Here is a 17,978-nt window from a genome sequence, read left to right as displayed (position 1 = left end):
CCCTTTGGCGGCGCTCACTGTCCCACGAGATAGTGGGCGCCCCATTCCGAGGTGGGGATCGCCGCGCCCAGCGTGTAGTGGAAGCTGGTCACGTCGAGGCCGTCATGCGCGGTCTCGCATTCATAGGCGATGTGGTACCAGGTACCGCCGGAGCGCACCGCCGCGCCGGGCGCCTTGATCTTCCAGCCCTTCACCACGGGATCGCGATAGGCATAGGCGACGAGTTCGTCGGGGCGCAGGCCCTTGCCCGCCCGCTGGACCTCGCCCATCGCCCGGGTGTTGCACACCTGCTCGATCCGCTCCGAGGGCTCCAGCTGCATCATCTCGTCCTGGGTCGAGCGCGCCTGCGCACTGGAGAGGGCACCGACCGGCAGCGCGACCAGCGCGAGCAGAAGGGCGGCGGGGGCGGCGGCGATGTGCGGCATAAGCGCTCGAATCCTGTTCGCTCGTTGATGCTCTCCTTCAATAGCGCAGATTTGGCGATGCTATGGCGTCCCATCCGCATTTCGACAGGGCGCCTGCGAGTTGCCGAGCGCCGAGCGGCAGATTAGAACCGCCCCATGGCGCTGATGGACCTTGCCAACCCCACCCGTTTTCTCGCCCTTTCCGGGCGCGTGCTGCCATGGCTGAGCGGCCTCGCGCTCGTGACGCTGGCGATCGGCTTCGTGCTCGCCTTCCGCGCCCCGGCCGATTACCAGCAGGGCGAGACGGTGAAGATCATGTACATCCACGTGCCTTTCGCGTGGCTGGCCATGTTCGGCTATTCCATGCTGGCGGTCTCCGCGCTCGGCATCCTCGTTTGGCGTCACCCGCTGGCGGATGTGGCGCACAAGGCGATGGCGCCCATCGGCGCGGTGTTCGCCTTTCTCTGCCTGTTCACCGGCTCGCTCTGGGGACGGCCGATGTGGGGCACCTATTGGGTGTGGGACGCGCGCCTCACCTCCATGCTGGTGCTGCTGCTGCTCTATCTCGGCCTCTTGGCGCTGCGCTCGGCGATCGAGGACCCCAACCAGGCCGGGAGGGCGGCGGCGGTGCTCTCGCTGGTCGGCTTCGTCAATGTGCCGATCGTCAAGTTCTCCGTCGACTGGTGGAACACGCTGCACCAGCCGGCCTCGGTGTTCCGCATGGACGGACCGACCATCCATTCCAGCCTGCTCTGGCCTCTGCTGATCTGCGCGCTCGGCTTCACCCTGCTGATGCTGGCGCTGCACATGGCGGCGATGCGCAATGAAATCTACCGCCGCAGACTGCGCGTTCTGGAAGCGCGCGCCGCCGCCGAGGCGGCCTATGCGTGAGGCCTCCTGAATGTTCGGCGAGCACGGCTTCTTCATCCTCGCCTGCTATGGCGTGAGCGCCCTCGCGCTCGGCGGGCTGGCACTGTGGATCGTCCTCGACGGTCGCTCCGTGCGCCGCCGGCTGAACGAGATGGAGGCGCGTGGGGTCCGCCGCCGCTCGGCAGGCCGGAGCGACGCATGAGCACGCCGCCGGACACCCCGAACGCGCCCCCGGCCGCACGGTCCGGCCGCCGGCTGCTGGTGCTTTTGCCCCTGGTCGCCTTCCTGGCGCTGGCCGGGCTGTTCTATGGGCGGCTGTTCTCTGGAGATCCCTCGCGCGTGCCCTCGGCGCTGATCGGCCGGCCCGCGCCCACACTCGACCTGCCGCCGCTGGAGGGCCTGACCCGCGACGGCCAGCCCGTGCCGGGCCTTGCCTCGGCCGGGCTGAAAGGCGAGGTCACGGTGCTGAACGTCTTCGCCTCCTGGTGCGTGCCCTGCCGGGATGAGCATCCTTTCCTCGTCGAACTGTCGCAAATGCCGGGCTTCCGTCTCGTCGGGCTGAACTACAAGGACGATGCCGGCAATGCCCGCCGCTTCCTCGGCCGCTTCGGCAATCCCTATGCCGCCGTCGGCGTCGACGCCAATGGACGCGCGGCCATCGACTGGGGCGTTTATGGGGTGCCGGAAACCTTCGTCATCGGCAAGGACGGGCGCATCGCCTACAAATTCATCGGCCCGCTCGACGCGGACGGGTTGAAGACGCGCCTGCTGCCGGAAATCGCCAAGGCGCAGGCGGCGCCCTAGAGCGCGATCCGATCAGATTGAATCAATCTGATCGGTAAATCGCCCTCTAACTCTAAAATAGAGAACGCGTTACCCGATCAGCTTGCGATGCAAGCTGATCGGCGCGTGCCCTAAGCGCCGCTCAGTTCCGCTCGTCCGGCAGCACCGGCAGCGGCAGGATCTCGATCTCGTCCTCGATCAGCGCACGCACCTCGTCCGGCGTCGCCTCGCCGCGAATGGCACGCTTTTCCTCCTCGCCCTCATGCATGCGGCGGGCAAGGGTGGCGAACTCGTCGCCGACATCGACCGAATTGGCGACCACATGGGCGCGCACCGCGCGCAGCATGGCGCGCAGCTGCTGCTCCTTCTCCGACACCAGCGCAACCGGCTGCGGCGCCGGCACCGCCACCTCCGCCGGCTCGTCAACGGGCACCTCGGCGGCCGGCTCGAGAGCGAATTTGCGCGTTCCCCGCCCGAGCGCCGGCGCCATCAGCGCCTTTTCCACCTCAGCGGAACCGCAGACCGGGCACGTGATCAGCCCCCTCGTCCGCTGCTCGTCATAGGCAGCCGAGTCGCGGAACCAGCTCTCGAAGTCATGGTTCGCGGCGCAGCACAGGCGGTAGAGGATCATGCCGCGCCACCGGGCACGAGATGCAGCCGGCTTTGATCGGCCGGCATCACCAACTCGAAGCGCCGGCCGTTCGACAGCGAGGGAATCCGCCCGCGCACCGCCGCCACCTGAGCCGGGTCGATCTCGGCGGCGATGATGCCGGGCTCGCTGCCGCCCTCGGCAAGGATCGTGCCCCAGGGGTCGATGATGAGGCTGTGGCCGAAGGTCTTGCGGCCATTCTCATGCGTGCCGCCCTGCGCGGCGGCGAGCACGAAACAGCCGGTCTCGATCGCCCGCGCCCGCTGGAGAATGTGCCAATGCGCCTCGCCGGTGGATTGCGTGAACGCCGCCGGCGTGGCGATCATGCCCGCGCCCGCTTCCGCCAGCGCGCGGAACAGCGCGGGAAAGCGCAGATCGTAGCAGATGGTGAGGCCGAGCCGAATCTGCGGCAGATCGGCGACGATGGCGAGCTCGCCCGGCCGGTAGGCGGCGGATTCGCGGTACACGTCGCCATTGGGCAGGTCGACATCGAACATGTGGATCTTGTCGTAGCGGGCCGCGATCGTGCCGTCCGGGTCGAGGAGATAGGAACGATTGGCCGCGCGGTGCTCGCTCGCCCGCACCGCCAGCGAGCCGATATGCAGATGCACCTTCAGTTCGGCCGCGAGCGCGCGGAAGGCGGCCAGCGCCGGGTCGTCCTCTTCCGTGTGCAGCACCTTGAACAGCGCCTCGCGGTTCTCCTCCATCGTGCCGGTCATTTCCGGCGTCTGGATGTAGCTCGCCCCCTCCTCCGCTGCCTGACGGATCAGCGCGGAGGCCGCCGCGATGTTGGCGGCAACGCTCTTGGCCGTGCGCATCTGGATGAGCGCCGCGCGGAAAGGGGCACCCAGTGGCGGGGCACCGGGCATTGAGGCGTGGTCGGAAGACGTCATGATCGCGGTCTCGTTCAGCTTGCCAGCAGCGCGTCCAGTTCGCCTGCTTCCTCAAGCGCATAAAGGTCGTCGCAGCCACCGACATGCCGCCCGTCGATAAAGATCTGCGGCACGCTGGTGCGCCCATTGGCGCGGTTCGACATGGCCGAGCGCCCCACCGGATCGCCTGTCACATTGACCTCGGAGAAATCGACGCCCTTGCGGCCCAGCAGCGACTTGGCCGCGTGGCAATAGGGGCAGCTTGACGTGGTGTAAATCTCGATCTTCGCCATCGGCTTGTCCTAACCGTCAGCCGCCAGCGCGGCCGTGATCCTGGTCGCTCATGATATGGGCGCGTCCGCCTCGTCAGCAACCCGGGCGAACACCAGTACATCCACCTGTCCCGCCCCGGCGCGCTGCAGCGCCTTGACGCAGGCGTCGATCGTGGCCCCGGTCGTGAGCACGTCATCGACCAGAACCAGCCGCCGGCCGCGCAATTCGCCCTTCGCCATATCGGGCACGGCGAAGGCACCCTGCACATTGCGCGCCCGCGCCGCCCGGTCGAGCCCCACCTGCGGCCGCGTCGCCCGGCGCCGCTCCAGCCAGCCCGCGCGCACCGGCAGGCCCGTCTCGCAACCGATGACCCCGGCCAGCGCCGCCGACTGGTTGAACCGCCGCCGCCACAACCGCAGCCGATGCAGCGGCACGGGCACCAGCGCCTGTGCATCCGCGAGAATATCCGCGCCCGCGCGCGCCATCATCCGCCCCATCGGCGGAGCGACATCCAGCCGGTCGGCATATTTCAGCGCATGGATCAGGTCCCGCGTCACGTCGCCGAACGCCGCCACCGCCCGCGCCCTGCCATAGGCCGGCGGCGCCTCCCGCGCGGCCGGCGAGAGCAGCCGCCCTTCCCCGAAGCCATAGGGCAGAGGCGTGCCGAAACGGTCGCAGATCGGCGGCGCGATGAAGGCAAGCTGGCTCCAGCACGCGCCGCACAGGCAGCCCGGCGCGTCTACCGCAGCACGGCAGGCCATGCAGCCCGGCGGCAGGGCGACATCGACCAGCCCGCCCCACAGCCGCCGCGCCAGGCCGCGCAGCCGCGTGGCCAGAGCCGGCGGCAATGCCTCGGCCTCACCGGCAGGCGCGGACCTTGGCTCCGGGAGCGGTGTCATGGTGGCAGATTAGCACGGCTCCGGTTTCCCCGCCCATTGCCTCACCGCTTTTGGCCGCGCCCTGCCTTTGACCTCTCCTGCCCGCCGCCCTATGGCTCTCATCCGAGGAGCCTTAAGCATGCCCGCTGCCCCGACCGCCGCCGCGCCGATGAACGTGTTCGACCCCGTCGCCCTGGCGCAACGCCGCCAACGCGCCCTCGCGCTCGGCCCGGAGACCTTCCTGCTCGACCGGGTGGCAGAGGACCTCCTTGACCGGCTGGGCGCGGTGAAGCGGCGCTTTGGTAATGCGGCCGATCTCGGCACCCCGACCCGCGTCCTTCGCGACGCGCTGGCCGCCTCGGGCATGGTTGAGACCTACAAAGCCTTTGGTCCGGCGGAACGGGCCGATGTCGATGTTGTCACCGACCCGGAAATCCTGCCCTTCGCGCCGGCGTCGCTCGATCTCGTCGTTTCCGCCCTCGCGCTGCAGAGCGTCAACGACCTGCCCGGCGTGCTGGCGCAGATCCGCCGCGCGCTTAAGCCCGACGGGCTGCTGCTCGCGGGTTTTCTCGGCGGCGGCACGCTTACCGAGCTGCGCGAGGCCTTCGCCATCGCCGAAAGCGACACGCTGGGCGGCATCTCGCCGCGCGTCGCGCCTTTCGTCGATCTGCGCGATCTCGGTGGGCTGCTGCAGCGGGCCGGCCTCGCCCTCCCCGTCACCGATGTCGACCGCGTGGTGGTGCGCTATGGCGACCCGCTGGCGCTGCTGCACGATCTGCGCCGCATGGGCGCCGCCAATCCGCTGACCGACCGGCGGCGGGCCCCGCTTTTGAAGAAGACGCTGGTGCGGCTGTTCGAGGTCTATGCCGAACGCTTCGCCGATCCCGATGGCCGCCTGCGCGCGACCTTCGAGATTGTGTGGATTTCCGGCTGGGCGCCGCATGAGAGCCAGCAGAAGCCGCTGCGCCCCGGCTCCGCCAAGACCCGGCTGGCGGATGCGCTGAAGGTGCCGGAAGGAAGACTGCCGGGCGAAGGATAGAGCGCGCCCGCCCGATCTCTACCGCCCGGGTCCCAGCAGATCCAGCAGCACCGGGATCAGCGGCTCGTCCGCCGGCGGCATGGGGTAGTCGCGCAGCGCGCCCGGCTTCACCCAGGCGAGGCGCTGGCCTTCGCGACCCTGCGCCACCCCGTCCCAGCGACGGCAGATCCACAGCGGCATCAGCAGTTGGAAGGTCTCATAGGTGTGGCTGGCGAAGGTGAGAGGGGCAAGGCACGGCTCCTTGACCGTGATCCCCAGTTCCTCGGACAGTTCGCGGATCAGGCACTCCTCCGGCCGCTCGCCGGGCTCCACCTTGCCACCGGGAAACTCCCACAGCCCGGCGAGCGACTTGCCCGCCGGCCGCTCGGTCAGCAGCACGCGGCCATCGACATCGACAAGCGCGGCGGCGGCGACGAGAACGAGTTTCATACCGGGAATCCCGCGCCGCTCACGAGCGATAATCGCCGTTGATGGCGACATATTCCTTGGTGAGATCGCAGGTCATCACCCGGTCCGACCCACGCCCGAGGCCGAGATCGACGGTGATGTCGATCACATCGTTCTTCATATAGGCGGAGACTTCGGCCTCATTATAGGCCGGGTCGCGGGCGCCTTCATGCGCCACGCGGATGGCGCCGAAAGAGATGGAAAGACGGTCGCGCTCCGCCGGCTCGCCGGCCTTGCCCACCGCCATGACGATGCGGCCCCAATTGGCGTCCTCTCCCGCCACCGCCGTCTTCACCAGCGGGGAGTTGGCGATGGACATGGCGATGCGCCGCGCCGAGCGCTTGGAGGTCGCGCCCGTGACATGGATCTTCACCAGCTTGCGCGCGCCCTCGCCATCGCGCGCCACCTGTTCGGCGAGATCGGCCAGCACGCCGGTCAGCGCCTTGCGGAAGCGGGCGAGGCGTGGGTCCTTCGCGTCATTGATGCGCGGCGCGCCGGAGGCTCCGGTGGCGAACAGCATCAGCGTGTCCGAGGTCGAGGTATCGCCGTCGATGGTGACGGCGTTGAAGCTGTCCACCACGCCCTTTGAGAGCAGGGTCTGAAGTGCCGGGGCCTCGATGGCGGCATCGGTGAAGACGAAGGAGAGCATGGTCGCCATGTCAGGCGCGATCATGCCAGCGCCCTTGGCAATGCCGGCGATCGTCACCTCGACGCCATCGATCTTCACCTTGGCGGTGGCGAGCTTGGGGAAGGTGTCGGTGGTCATGATCGCCTTGGCCGGCTCGATCCAGGGCAGCGGCGCGAGGCGCGCGGCGGTCTCTTCCAGCACGCCCTCGAACTTTGTCGCGTCCAGCGGCTCGCCGATGACACCAGTGGAGGCGAGGTAGATCTCCTCCTCGCGGCAGCCCAGCGCCTTGGCCGCGATTTTCGCGGTCAGCGCGGTCGATTCCCTGCCCTTGGCGCCGGTGAACGCATTGGCATTTCCGGAATTCACCACCAAAGCCCGCGCCGTGCCGTGCGGGAGATTGGCGCGGCACCACTCGACCGGCGCGGAAGGGCATTTGGAGCGGGTGAACACGCCCGCCACCGTGGTGCCTTCGTCCAGCGTCAGCAGCAGCACATCGGTGCGGCCCTTATAGCGGATGCCGGCCTCGGCGGTGGCGAAGCGCACCCCGGCAACCGGGCCGAGTTCAGGCGTGGTCTTGGGGGCGAGCGGAGAGACGGGAGCAGCGTGGGCCATCGGCGGGAACTCGATCGCGGGAAAGGGCTGCACGGGTGTGCCCGAGATGCGCAACATCCGCAAGACGATGGGCGGCGGTCACGCTCGAACCCGCCATGCCGAATGGCGGGGCTCGATCGGAGCGGCGGCACCGGGACGGGTTCGGACAGGAAACCCCAGGGATGTGACGCGGCCGAGCGCGGGCATGGAAACGCGCGCGGAGCAAGTCTCAGTCGGCAGACCCGAGAACGGCATCATGAGCGGCCTAGCAGCGCTCGGTTCCGGCGGGCCGCGGCAGGCGACAGGCGGCAGTGTGTGGCCCGATGCGGCGACGACGCCCGAACATCGGCAAGCAAGGAGGATCCGGGCGGGGCGGAACGTCGAGCGCCGCCGGAGCCGGCGACGCGACCGAAGGCGTGTTTGACCTGGCCAGGGCCGGGCGGCATCGACGCCGCCGCCAGTATGGTTCGAACGGGGGGCGAGCCGTGGACCGAGGCGATCCGCAGGTGACAGCCGAGACGGCCCCTGCGGCTTGACCGATGACGCGGAGCCCTGCAGGCAGACCGGAGGCATTGTTCGACCACGCGCAAGGGGCGAGGGAATGAGGCGAGGCCCGAACGCAGCCACCCGGCATGAAGGATCGTGCCCCGATTTCCGAAAAATGAGGCGCGGGTGGATGACCACCGACGGATCAGCGCGATCGCTGGCGGCCGCGCACCTCGCTTGGGCGGAATGTGCCCGAACGCTACGGGCCTCGAACAAGCCACCGAATCCCTTTCGCCCGCGGAAGGGGGCAGGCTCGGCCGCAAGCGGCTCGAATCGGTCTCCACCGCCGCCGGGGGATCATCCTTGTGATCGACGCCCCTGCGTGCGCTTGGTACCACAGAGCCAACGCCGAAAATGAGCCAGCGGAAATCAAGGCATGGGTCGCCTTCGGCATGGGCTGACGACCAGATGGTCGATCTGACGACGGCTCATCCCGGCTCATCGCCGTGCAGCCCGGCGATGTCGACGCGAGGCGTATGGCGGAGCCCGGCCCGCACGACCTTGTCGCCCTTCTTGATCTTAGCGGCCATCAAACCACCTCCGGCGCCAGCGAGATGATCTTCATGTGCGCGCATCCCGCGCGCCGGGAGAGCTTGCAGATCGGCATCATCCGCGCTCAGGCGGCGGTGGAGGCGCGCCAGTTCAAGTCGAGCATCCGGCCGTCCAGGCCGACCTGCGTGCGGTCGTTTTGGCCGAACCAGATGGCAGTGCTTCGGATCCGGCTGGACACGGTCGGCTTTGGACGAATGCTCGTCTTGTCTGGGTGGACTCATCACGCGGCGTGAGGAGAGGACTCGGTACCGTCCCGACACCGCATCGCACCATCTTTACCTTTTGCGTCTGCCGAGCGACAAGTTGTGGGGGGCGATCTGAAGTGATTCGCGCTCGTCCACCCTCTGCTACTCGGCATTGCAGGTCCGGCCGAGGACGCGGGCCACCTTGCAGCGCGCGAGCCGCGTCGCCCGAGATTACCCACAAAAAGATTAGTCGGATAAGCAGTCTAGTATTGTTACGAAACGTATCGTTTCATGTATCGAAACGTTTCGTATCGTTTTCCGGCGAACGCATCTGGGCTACTGCCGTCGAACAGCGAGCGAGGGTATGGGCGGCGCTCCGAGGATGCGCGCGGTGCAAGAAAGTTAACGGCGATGGTTAATAAAACCGCTCTTTCACGCTCGGGCGGAGTCCAAGGGAGCACGGCACGACGGGGCTCCGAGGGGCCGCGCCGGAGCAAGGCCGCCACCGAGGCGATCCTGGAAGCTGCGGAGGCGGTGCTCGCCGAGACCGGATATGCCGGTTTCACGATCGAGCAGGTGGCGCGCCGGGCGGGCGCGGGCAAGCCGACCATCTATCGCTGGTGGAGCGGAAAGCCGGCACTGCTCGTCGAAATCTATGCCCGCCAGCCTTTCGACATGTCGGAGACCAACACCGGCTCTCTCGAAGCCGACCTGGCGGCGGCGTTGCGGAAGCTCATCACCTTCTGGCGCGATACGCCCGCCGGTGAAGCTCTCACCGCGCTGCTGGTGGAGGCGCAGCAGGACCCGGCGGCCTTGGAAACCCTGCGCGCCTTCCTGGCTGAGCGCAGCTTTCCCGTTGCCGAACTTTTCGCAAGGGCCGCGCGACGCGGAGAACTGGTGGCGGATTTCGACGCTGCGGCCGGCCTCGATCTCGTCAACGGTTATGTGTGGGCGCGCCTGCTGACGCGCCGGCTTGAAGATGACGCCGCCGGCCTCGCCGCCGCCGCCCGTCTGATCGCCCGGGGATGCCTGCGTTCGTGAGACCCTCGGTCCGCGAAAGGGCTGCGAGAGAGGCTTCCGGTGCCGCGACGCGCGCCCATCGCGCCCGCATGGAATAGGCACGCTCTGCGCAGCCTCCTCACGGCGGGGGGTGTGCGCAGGCCGCACTCGCGTGAAAGGGCCCTGCCGCTCAGACGGCCTCGCCGCCGCCCGCCTGATCGCCTGATCGCCTGATCGCCTGATCGCCTGATCGCCTGGGATGCCTGCCCTGCCGAGAGCCTCAAGCTTTGTTGACGGGAGAAGCGGGTCTCCAAGCGCCGCCCCGCATATGGTGCGGCCGGCCGCAAACCGTTCGACCTCGATCCCCACGCGGGCAGCGAGCCCCATGCCAAGATCCTCGCCCGAGGCCAGCCGACACTCCTGCGTGCCCGTCATCGCACACGCACTTCTGTCCAGAGGCGGCGCGGCGACGGCACAGCGGCGCCTCGCGCCGGCAGACCTGCCGCCGGATCAGCGGCTGATTGCGGCGGGTTGGCGCCGGCGTCGCGGCCCGCCCGGGGGCGAGCACAGAGACGTGCCAGAAGGGCCCCTTGGCCCGTTCGCGCTCGCTGAGCTATTGAGGCACCATGCCGCCCTTCGTATTGTGGGCCCCCTACGCGCGGATCAAAGGTTGACCGCCGCATGGCTGGAAGTCTGTTCATCCCGATGGGCTCTTACGTCGTGACGCCTGCCGGCGGCACGCCGGAGGCGGGAGGGGCTGCCCCTCGTCAGGAGATCGCCCCGTGAGCATCCCGGTCCCGCGATGAAAATTGGCGGAAAGACGATCAAGGCGGGCGTGCGATCGCTGCTGTGCACGCATGCGAATTGCCCTCCGGCGCGGGCGATGCCCTGCTGGCTGCGTCGCCTCGCCGGCAAGAGCCTAGAGCCCGGGGTCGATATCGTCGGCTTTCTTCGATCGGAGATCGGGCTTGGCGAAGCGGCGCGCCTCATGGTGGCCGCCCTTGACGCCGGCGACATTCCCGCAGGTTTCGTCAATGTTCCCCTGCCGGGGAGGATGGCCGAACCGGCATTGGCAAACCGGCTGGCCGCTTCATCCCGCCACCACACCGCGCTGGCCATCTTCGGCGCCGCCGAAATCGGCATGTTCGCCCGCCGCACCTGCCGCGACCAGACCAACATCGCCTATCCCTATTGGGAGCTGCCCAGCTTTCCCACCGCATGGAGGCGCTGGTTCGAACGCTTCGACGCGTACTGGGCGCCGACGACGTTCATTCGTGACGCGCTCGCGAGCGTCCATTCGAGGCCGATCAGCGTGGTCCCGCAACCCGTCGACCTGCCGACGGAACCACCACAGCAGCTGTTCACGGGCCCTTTGAAGTTTCACACCTTCTTTGACGCCGATTCCTCCATCGCGCGAAAGAACCCGCTGGGCACGGTAGAAGCGTTCCGCCTCGCGTTTCCGAGCGGACGGGAGGACGCCCGGCTGCTGGTCAAGGCACGCGGCGGAGGCTCGGACGCGGCCCGGCTCTCAAGCCTGCTGGCGCTTGCCCGCCAGGATGCCCGTATCGAGATTATCGACGGCACGCTCACCAGAGCCGAGATGACGGCCTTGATGGAGGACTGCAACGTGTTCGTGTCCCTCCATCGGTCGGAGGGATTTGGCCTCGGATGCGCCGAGGCGCTGGCGCGCGGCAAGGGGGTCATCGCGACCGATTTTGGCGGCACGCGCGACTTCATCAATGAGCAAACCGGGTATCCCGTGCAGTTCGCCGAGGCCGCCGTGCCCCCCGAGGATTACTTTGGCGCCGAGGGAAGCTATTGGGCGGAACCGAGCATCGCCCATGCCGCGAGCATCATGCGGGCCATCTATGACGATCCTGGACAGACCACCGCAAAAGCACAGGCGGGGTTCGCCCATCTCAAGCGCCATAATTCCTTTGACGCCGTGGGACACCTTATCAAAGCGCGGCTCGGCTGACGGCGGGCTGCCCTCGCTCGCGTCTCTAGGTAGAAATACGAGGGTGCGGACCACCGTGGCCCTGGAGGATCAAAATACCACTCCGCCGCTCGACAATCCGCTAGAGCGGTATGTATGTAGGTCCCGTGACGTTTTGTAATGCGTGGGGTCCAAGTTGAAGAAGGCGCTGATCACGGGGATTACCGGGCAAGATGGTAGCTATCTCGCGCGTCTGCTGCTTGAAAAAGGCTATGAGGTTACTGGCACCGTCCGCGCCAATTCGCAAGCCAAGCTGACCCGCCTGCGGAAGCTGGGTGTTGCTGAAGACGTGCAGCTCGTCGACTTCGACCTGAGCGAGATCAACAGCGTCAACCGCGTGCTCCGCCGGACCACCTTTGATGAGGTGTACAATCTCGCGGCACAAAGTTTTGTCGGCTCTTCCTGGGACCAGCCGCTTTATGTCGCCGATGTCAACGGCATGGGCGTGGCACGCCTCCTCGATGCCATCCGCACCTATTGTCCGCAAACCCGCTTCTATCAGGCGTCGACCTCGGAAATGTTCGGCCGCGCCCGGGCGGTGCCGCAGAGCGAGGAAACGCCCTTCCACCCCCGCTCGCCCTATGGCGCGGCCAAGGTGTATGGCCACTACATCACCATGAATTACCGCGAGTCGTTCGGGCTTCACGCCTCGTCCGGCATTCTCTTCAATCATGAGAGCCCTGTGCGCGGTGCGGAAATGGTGACACGCAAGGTCACCTTGGGGCTGGCCCGCTTCGCCCATGGCGAACATGTTCCGGTCGAACTCGGCAATCTCGATGCACGCCGCGACTGGGGCTTCGCCGGCGACTATGTCGACGGCATGTGGCGCATGCTCCAGCAGGACGAGGCGGACGATTATGTCCTGGCCACCGGGGTAACGACGCCGATTCGCGACTTTGTCGGCTTCGCCGCCGAGGCGCTCGGCCTCGCGCTGGAATGGTCCGGCACGGCCGAGGCCGAACAGGCCGTGGACCGGCGCAGCGGCAAGGTGGCGGTCAAGGTCAATCCGAAATTCTACCGGCCGGCAGAGGTCGACCTGCTGCTCGGCGACGCGACGAAGGCGCGCACGCGGCTGGGTTGGGCACCCAAGGTCACCGTCCGCGAACTCGCGGACATGATGGCCCGCTCGGATTACGACGACTGGAGGGCCGACGCCCCCTCGCGCTAATCAGCCGGCCGTCGCTGCGGTGGCCGGTCCAACTGCTGCGGTGAACGAAACTTCTCTGGCGCGGCGACGCGCGGGCCAGCGCGCGGCAGGCTCGGGCTGTAGCGGCAGCGTCCGACTCCTCGGAGTTCCCAATGCCGTTCGTCTCCTTCGCACAGAATTATGAAGACGTGATGCTCTGGCGGGCGCTCGGCCATGTCGAGGCCGGCTTCTATGTCGATGTCGGCGCCTTCTCACCCGACGCCGACAGTGTCACCCGCGCCTTTTACGAGCGCGGCTGGCGGGGCGTGAACATTGAGCCGCTACCCCACAGGCTGGCCGAGCTTGAGGCGCGGCGCGCGCGGGACGTGAATCTCGGCGTGGTGGCGAGCGATCACGACGGCACTGCCCGGCTGCACATCGTTGGCGATACGGGGTTGTCCACCGTCGATACCACCATTGCCGAGAGGCACCGTACAAAGGGCTGGGCGATATCGGCCATTGACGTGCCCCAACGCACATTGACTGGCCTCCTTGACGCGCACCTGGCGCCGGGACAGCCCATCCACTTTCTCAAGATCGATGTGGAAGGCCATGAGACCGCCGTGGTGCGCGGGCTGGATCTCACCCGTTATCGCCCCTGGGTGATCCTGATCGAGGCCACGCACCCGAACTCACCGGAAGAGACAGCGAGAAACTGGGAGCCGTTCCTGACGGCTGCCGGCTATCGCAACATCTATTGGGATGGGCTGAACCGTTTCTACCTCGCCGCGGAACACGAGAATCTCGCGCCGGCCTTCTCCGCGCCGCCCAATGTGTTCGATCAGTTCGTCAAGACTGACGAAAACGCGCATGCGCAGTGGTTGCAGGCGCAGGTGGACGGTTTGGAGCGCCTCCTCGCCGCCGAGCGCACCCTTAACGGCGACCTCACGGCGCAGATTCGGCAGCGGGAGCAGACGATCGAGGCGCTGACCACGGAGTTGGCCCGCCAGGCCCAGGCGGCCGCCGTCGCCCTTGAATGCGCCACTCAGCGGAGCCTCTGGGAGACGCTGTTCTTCCGCCCATCGGGTCGCCCGAAGAAGATGTTGCGCCGGCTGATGTTCCACACCAGCGGCAAGCCTCGCAAGGCGTTCCGCCGTCTCGTCGTTCACTCCAGCGGACGGCCCCGCCGGCCGTTCAGGCTCTGGCTCCACAGCGCGGAATACCAAGCTCTGCGCGGCGCGGTGGCGATGGCGGCCGCTCCCGGCATGGCGCCGCACCTGCCGGAGCCATCGCAGGATGCGTCTTCCCTCAGCCCCGCCGCATCCCATCTGTCGCGACGCATCGCGGCGCGGCGCGCTCGTCAAACGTCCTGAAGCGAGAGAGATAACGTGCGCATTCTTGTCGACCTGCAGGCGCTTCAGTCACGATCGAGCGGACAGCGCGGCATCGGCCGCTATGCCCGCTCTCTGGTGGAAGGCCTTCTGCGCCTGGCGCCCGAGGACGACTTCGTCCTGCTTCTGAATGGCATGATCGGCGAGGACAATGAGGGTCTGCAACGCGACTTCGCCGCATGGCCCAATGTCACCCTGCGCCTCTGGACCGCGGCCCGGCCCGGCAGCTTCCTGGCAACGGCCGCGCGGAGACGGGCGGCAGAGGCGACCCGCGAGGCCGTGATCGCCGATTGCGCCGCCGATATCGTTCTCGTCACCAGCTTGTTCGAAGGCCTGTCGGAGGACTGCGTGACCGGGGTCGGCCACACCCCGACCGCCGTGGTGCTTTATGACCTGATCCCGCTGCTCTTTTCCTCGCTCTACCTCACCGACCCCAATGTCACGGGCTGGTACCAAAGCAAGATTGAGGCGCTGACAAAGGCCGATCTGCTGCTCGCGATCTCCGATTGCTCGGCGCGTGATGCGGCACTGCATCTGGGACGGCCGGCGGATCGGATCGTCACCATAGGCGCCGATGTCGACGCCCGCTTCGCCCCTCTCGCCATCAGCGAGGAGGAACGCGAACGGCACACCGCCGGGTTGGGCCTCACCCGTCCCTTCCTCATGTACACGGGCGGCATCGACCATCGAAAGAACATTCCCGCCCTGATCAGCGCGTTTGCCACCCTTTCCCCGTCGCTGATCGAAACCCACCAACTCGCCATTGTCTGCCGCGCCACGGCGGATGAGAAGGAGCAGCTGCTCGCCCATGCCCGCGCCGCGGGCCTGCCGGACACGGCCGTGATCCTCACGGGCTATGTGCCGGACGACACTCTGGTCGCCCTCTATAATCTGTGCGCCGCGTTCATCTTCCCGAGCTGGTACGAGGGCTTCGGCCTGCCGGTGCTGGAGGCGCTGCGCTGCGGGGCTGCGGTGGTCGGGGCGAACACGTCGAGCGTGCCCGAGATCATCGGGCGGGACGACGCGCTGTTCGATCCGCACTCCATCGACGACATGGCGCGGATGATGGCGAAGGTTCTGACGGATGAGACGTTCCGCCAGTCGCTGCGCGATTCCGCGCCAGCACAGGCGGCACGCTACAGCTGGGACGCGACGGCCGCGCGTGCGCTCGATGCGCTGCGTGCACGGGTGCGCGAGACGACTCAAGTGGGATCCACCCAAACCGCTCGCCCCAAGCCGCGCTTGGCCTTTGTCGCGCCGCTGCCGCCGGAACGCAGCGGCGTCAGCTTCTACAGCGCCGATCTTCTGCCCGCGCTCGCGGACCATTACGACATCGAACTCATCGCGCGGGAGCCGGATTGCGTCGCGCCCACACTCGCGGAGCGGTTCCGGATAAGGGATGTCTCTTTTCTCCGGAAGCACGCCGAGGCCTTCGATCGCGTCCTCTACCAGTTCGGCAATTCGCAGTTTCACGCGCATATGTTCGATCTGCTGGAGGAGGTGCCGGGCGTCGTCGTCCTGCACGATTTCTTCCTGTCCGGCATCGAGCGCGCCACCTGTCTGACGCGCTTCTCGCGGCTTCTGGCAGAGAACCACGGCTATGCGGCCCTCCTCGCCTGCCACACGGCAGCCGAAGGCCGCGATCCCGTGACTGAGGCCATCTACGCCTGGCCCACCAATGCCCGCGCCGTGCGCGAGGCGGAGGGCGTGATCGTCCATTCCGAGCATGCCCGCCGACTGGCGCGGCACTTTTACAATCCGGCAACCGTCGCCGATTGGGTGGTCGTCCCCCACCTTGCCATCCCCCGGGACAGGGCCAACGTGGGGCGGGCCGAGACCCGCGCGCGGCTGGGCATCGGCCAGGACGAGGTGCTGATATGCAGTTTCGGCTATGTCGCGCCCACCAAACTGCCGCTCCGCCTGATCGAAGGCCTGTGCGCGTCGGCCTGCTCCACGGATTCCCGCGTCCGCTTCGTCTTTGTCGGCGATGCGGAAAGCCTGGGCGCAGCGATCATGGACCGGGTGGCCCACTCATAATGGGCCGGACGGGTTCACATCACCGGCTGGGCCAGCGAGGAACTGTTCAGCGACTATCTGCTGGCAGCCGATTTCGCCGTCCAGCTGCGCACGCACTCGCGCGGCGAGAGTTCCGGTTCGGTCATTGACTGCCTGACCGGCGGCCTTCCGGTGATCGTGAACGCGCATGGAAGCCTTGCGGATCTGCCGCCCGACGGGGTGCTGCATATTCCCGATGCCTTCGAAGATCGCGAGCTCGCAGAGGCCATCGACCTTCTGGTGAATGATCCTGTCCTGCGGCAGCGCATGGGCACGGACGGACGCGAGCGGATTTTGGCGGAACAGGCGCCGGCCGATTGCGCCCGCGCCTATTACGCCGCGATCGAAGGCTTCAACCGCCGCGCCCAGGGCCGGCGCCGGCTTGTCGGCGAACTGGCGCGACTGGAAACCGATCCCGCCCTCGACGTCGAGCTGGCGCAGGCCGCGGCCGACAGCCTGCCGGCCGGCGCGCGGCTGCGGCAGCTGCTGGTCGATGTCGGGGAAATCGCGAAGTGGGATGCCAATAGCGGTATTCAGCGGGTGGTGCGTGCCCTGCTGGAAACCTTGTTGCGGGAGCCGCCGGCCGGCTGGCGAGTGGAGCCGGTTTTCGGCGATCCTGTCCTCGGCCGCTACCGCTATGCCCGCCGCTTCACCTGCGAATTTCTGGGAATGCCCTGTGTCTGGCCCGGGGACGACCCCATCGACATCTACGCCGGCGACATATTCCTCAGCCCGGATGCCTGCTTCACTCAAATCCCGGAAATGCAAGCCGCGCTGGACGCGATGGCACAGGCGGGCGTGCATCTCGCCTCCGTTGTCTATGATCTGCTGCCGACCCGTTTCCCTCACTATTTCCCGCTGGCCGACGGGCTGTTCGCACGCTGGCTCGACACCATCGCGCGTTTTAACCAGTTGCTGTGCATCTCGCGGGCGGTGGCTGCGGATCTCGCCGACTATCTCGCAGCGCATCCGCCGGCCAATGGCCGGATGCCGGCCATCGACTGGTTTCACCTTGGCGCCGATCTTGAGACCGCGACAGCGCCGGTGGCGCGGGGCGAGGATCTGCGCGAGGCGGCGCTGCGGACGCCCGACCGACCGAGCTTCCTGATGGTCGGGACCATCGAACCGCGCAAGGGCCACGCCCTGGCGCTCGCGGCGATGGAACGTCTGTGGGGCGCCGGCGGGGATGCGGCGCTGGTGATTGCCGGCGCGCGGGGCTGGATGGTCGACGACCTCATGGAGAAGCTGCATCAGCATCCCGAAAGCGGCAGGCGGCTGATCTGGATCGAACGGCCCAGCGACGCGGAGCTGCGGCAACTTTACCGCGCATGCAGCTGCCTTCTCGCCGCCAGCGAAGGGGAAGGCTTCGGCCTGCCGCTGATCGAAGCCGCCCGACACGACCTGCCCATCCTCGCCCGCGACATTCCGGTCTTTCGCGAAGTAGCCGGCGACCATGCCAGCTATTTCGACGGCACGGGACCGGAAACCCTGCACGCGGCGCTCGAAGCCTGGCTCGCCGCCTTCCAGGCCGGGCGCGCGGTGGGATCGCGCGGACTGCCCTGGCTGACCTGGCGCCAGAGCGTCGATGCGCTTTTGCAGCGCCTCCCCATGAACTGAGCCACGCGGGGCGACCGTCCCGTCCGAAGGCGCTGGGCCTCTTCACGCGAAAAAGCCCCGGATCCGTGCGGTCCGGG

18 protein-coding genes are annotated in these 17,978 nt (G+C 67.6%); 11 read left to right on the top strand and 7 right to left on the bottom strand.

From position 1 onward, the window contains the following. Positions 1-14: 14 nt before the first annotated feature. Positions 15-425 (bottom strand): DUF930 domain-containing protein, encoded by a 411-nt coding sequence (locus K9D25_RS10800; protein ID WP_244375140.1) that lies wholly within the window; start codon positions 423-425, stop codon positions 15-17. 135 nt (positions 426-560) lie between these two features. On the opposite strand from K9D25_RS10800, the gene K9D25_RS10795 reads away from it, so the two are divergent. Genes K9D25_RS10795 through K9D25_RS10785 form a run of 3 tightly spaced genes read left to right on the top strand, consistent with a single transcriptional unit; the run spans position 561 to position 2,078 of the window. Further along, complete coding sequence (locus tag K9D25_RS10795) at positions 561-1,295, top strand: heme ABC transporter permease (RefSeq protein WP_244375139.1); 735 nt, start codon at positions 561-563, stop codon at positions 1,293-1,295. A 10-nt stretch (positions 1,296-1,305) separates the two neighbouring features. Beyond that, positions 1,306-1,476, top strand: a complete 171-nt coding sequence (gene ccmD / locus K9D25_RS10790; RefSeq protein WP_244375138.1) for a heme exporter protein CcmD — start codon at positions 1,306-1,308, stop codon at positions 1,474-1,476. Beyond that, the gene (locus K9D25_RS10785) at positions 1,473-2,078 is read left to right on the top strand and encodes a DsbE family thiol:disulfide interchange protein (RefSeq protein ID WP_244375137.1); all 606 of its coding nucleotides are present in this window, start codon (positions 1,473-1,475) and stop codon (positions 2,076-2,078) included. The genes ccmD and K9D25_RS10785 overlap by 4 nt, the downstream gene beginning before the upstream one ends. A gap of 121 nt (positions 2,079-2,199) precedes the next feature. On the opposite strand, the gene K9D25_RS10780 is transcribed toward K9D25_RS10785, so the two are convergent. From K9D25_RS10780 to K9D25_RS10765, 4 genes are read right to left on the bottom strand one after another with little or no spacing between them, the layout of a single operon-like run. Next, on the bottom strand, positions 2,200-2,688 hold the full coding sequence (locus tag K9D25_RS10780; protein WP_244375136.1) for a DUF1178 family protein: 489 nt from the start codon (positions 2,686-2,688) through the stop codon (positions 2,200-2,202). Beyond that, the gene (locus tag K9D25_RS10775) at positions 2,685-3,599 is read right to left on the bottom strand and encodes a carbon-nitrogen hydrolase family protein (RefSeq protein WP_244375135.1); all 915 of its coding nucleotides are present in this window, start codon (positions 3,597-3,599) and stop codon (positions 2,685-2,687) included. The genes K9D25_RS10780 and K9D25_RS10775 overlap by 4 nt, the downstream gene beginning before the upstream one ends. Positions 3,600-3,613: 14 nt before the next feature. Beyond that, positions 3,614-3,871, bottom strand: coding sequence for a glutaredoxin 3 (gene grxC / locus K9D25_RS10770; protein ID WP_244375134.1), 258 nt, complete (start codon positions 3,869-3,871; stop codon positions 3,614-3,616). 48 nt (positions 3,872-3,919) lie between these two features. Beyond that, complete coding sequence (locus K9D25_RS10765) at positions 3,920-4,750, bottom strand: ComF family protein (protein WP_432207871.1); 831 nt, start codon at positions 4,748-4,750, stop codon at positions 3,920-3,922. Positions 4,751-4,868: 118 nt separating this feature from the next. On the opposite strand from K9D25_RS10765, the gene K9D25_RS10760 reads away from it, so the two are divergent. After that, positions 4,869-5,768: a methyltransferase domain-containing protein gene (locus K9D25_RS10760; protein WP_244375132.1), complete on the top strand. Its 900-nt coding sequence runs from the start codon at positions 4,869-4,871 to the stop codon at positions 5,766-5,768. An 18-nt stretch (positions 5,769-5,786) separates the two neighbouring features. Here K9D25_RS10760 and mutT read toward each other — a convergent pair whose 3' ends face one another. After that, positions 5,787-6,197: an 8-oxo-dGTP diphosphatase MutT gene (mutT, locus tag K9D25_RS10755; protein WP_244375131.1), complete on the bottom strand. Its 411-nt coding sequence runs from the start codon at positions 6,195-6,197 to the stop codon at positions 5,787-5,789. 19 nt (positions 6,198-6,216) lie between these two features. Continuing rightward, complete coding sequence (argJ, locus tag K9D25_RS10750) at positions 6,217-7,455, bottom strand: bifunctional glutamate N-acetyltransferase/amino-acid acetyltransferase ArgJ (RefSeq protein WP_244375130.1); 1,239 nt, start codon at positions 7,453-7,455, stop codon at positions 6,217-6,219. A gap of 1,001 nt (positions 7,456-8,456) precedes the next feature. Between argJ and K9D25_RS10745 the strand changes: the two genes are divergently transcribed. The 7 genes from K9D25_RS10745 to K9D25_RS10715 all read left to right on the top strand — a co-directional run bounded on the left by K9D25_RS10745 (position 8,457) and on the right by K9D25_RS10715 (position 17,901). Next, entirely contained in the window at positions 8,457-8,765 is a 309-nt protein-coding gene (locus tag K9D25_RS10745) for a hypothetical protein (protein ID WP_244375129.1), read from the top strand. A 243-nt stretch (positions 8,766-9,008) separates the two neighbouring features. Then, complete coding sequence (locus K9D25_RS10740) at positions 9,009-9,758, top strand: TetR/AcrR family transcriptional regulator (RefSeq protein WP_244375128.1); 750 nt, start codon at positions 9,009-9,011, stop codon at positions 9,756-9,758. 760 nt (positions 9,759-10,518) lie between these two features. Next, entirely contained in the window at positions 10,519-11,694 is a 1,176-nt protein-coding gene (locus K9D25_RS10735; protein WP_244375127.1) for a glycosyltransferase, read from the top strand. Positions 11,695-11,848: 154 nt separating this feature from the next. Continuing rightward, complete coding sequence (gene gmd / locus K9D25_RS10730; RefSeq protein WP_244375126.1) at positions 11,849-12,880, top strand: GDP-mannose 4,6-dehydratase; 1,032 nt, start codon at positions 11,849-11,851, stop codon at positions 12,878-12,880. Positions 12,881-13,011: 131 nt separating this feature from the next. Then, on the top strand, positions 13,012-14,211 hold the full coding sequence (locus K9D25_RS10725) for an FkbM family methyltransferase (RefSeq protein ID WP_244375125.1): 1,200 nt from the start codon (positions 13,012-13,014) through the stop codon (positions 14,209-14,211). A gap of 15 nt (positions 14,212-14,226) precedes the next feature. After that, positions 14,227-16,266, top strand: a complete 2,040-nt coding sequence (locus tag K9D25_RS10720) for a glycosyltransferase (protein ID WP_244375124.1) — start codon at positions 14,227-14,229, stop codon at positions 16,264-16,266. 150 nt (positions 16,267-16,416) lie between these two features. Further along, positions 16,417-17,901 (top strand): glycosyltransferase family 4 protein, encoded by a 1,485-nt coding sequence (locus tag K9D25_RS10715; protein WP_244375123.1) that lies wholly within the window; start codon positions 16,417-16,419, stop codon positions 17,899-17,901. The last annotated feature ends 77 nt before the right edge of the window (positions 17,902-17,978 follow it).

Origin of the sequence: Ancylobacter polymorphus (assembly GCF_022836935.1) — a bacterium.
GTDB lineage: Bacteria > Pseudomonadota > Alphaproteobacteria > Rhizobiales > Xanthobacteraceae > Ancylobacter > Ancylobacter polymorphus_A.
This window is presented reverse-complemented; position numbering and strand designations above follow the sequence as displayed.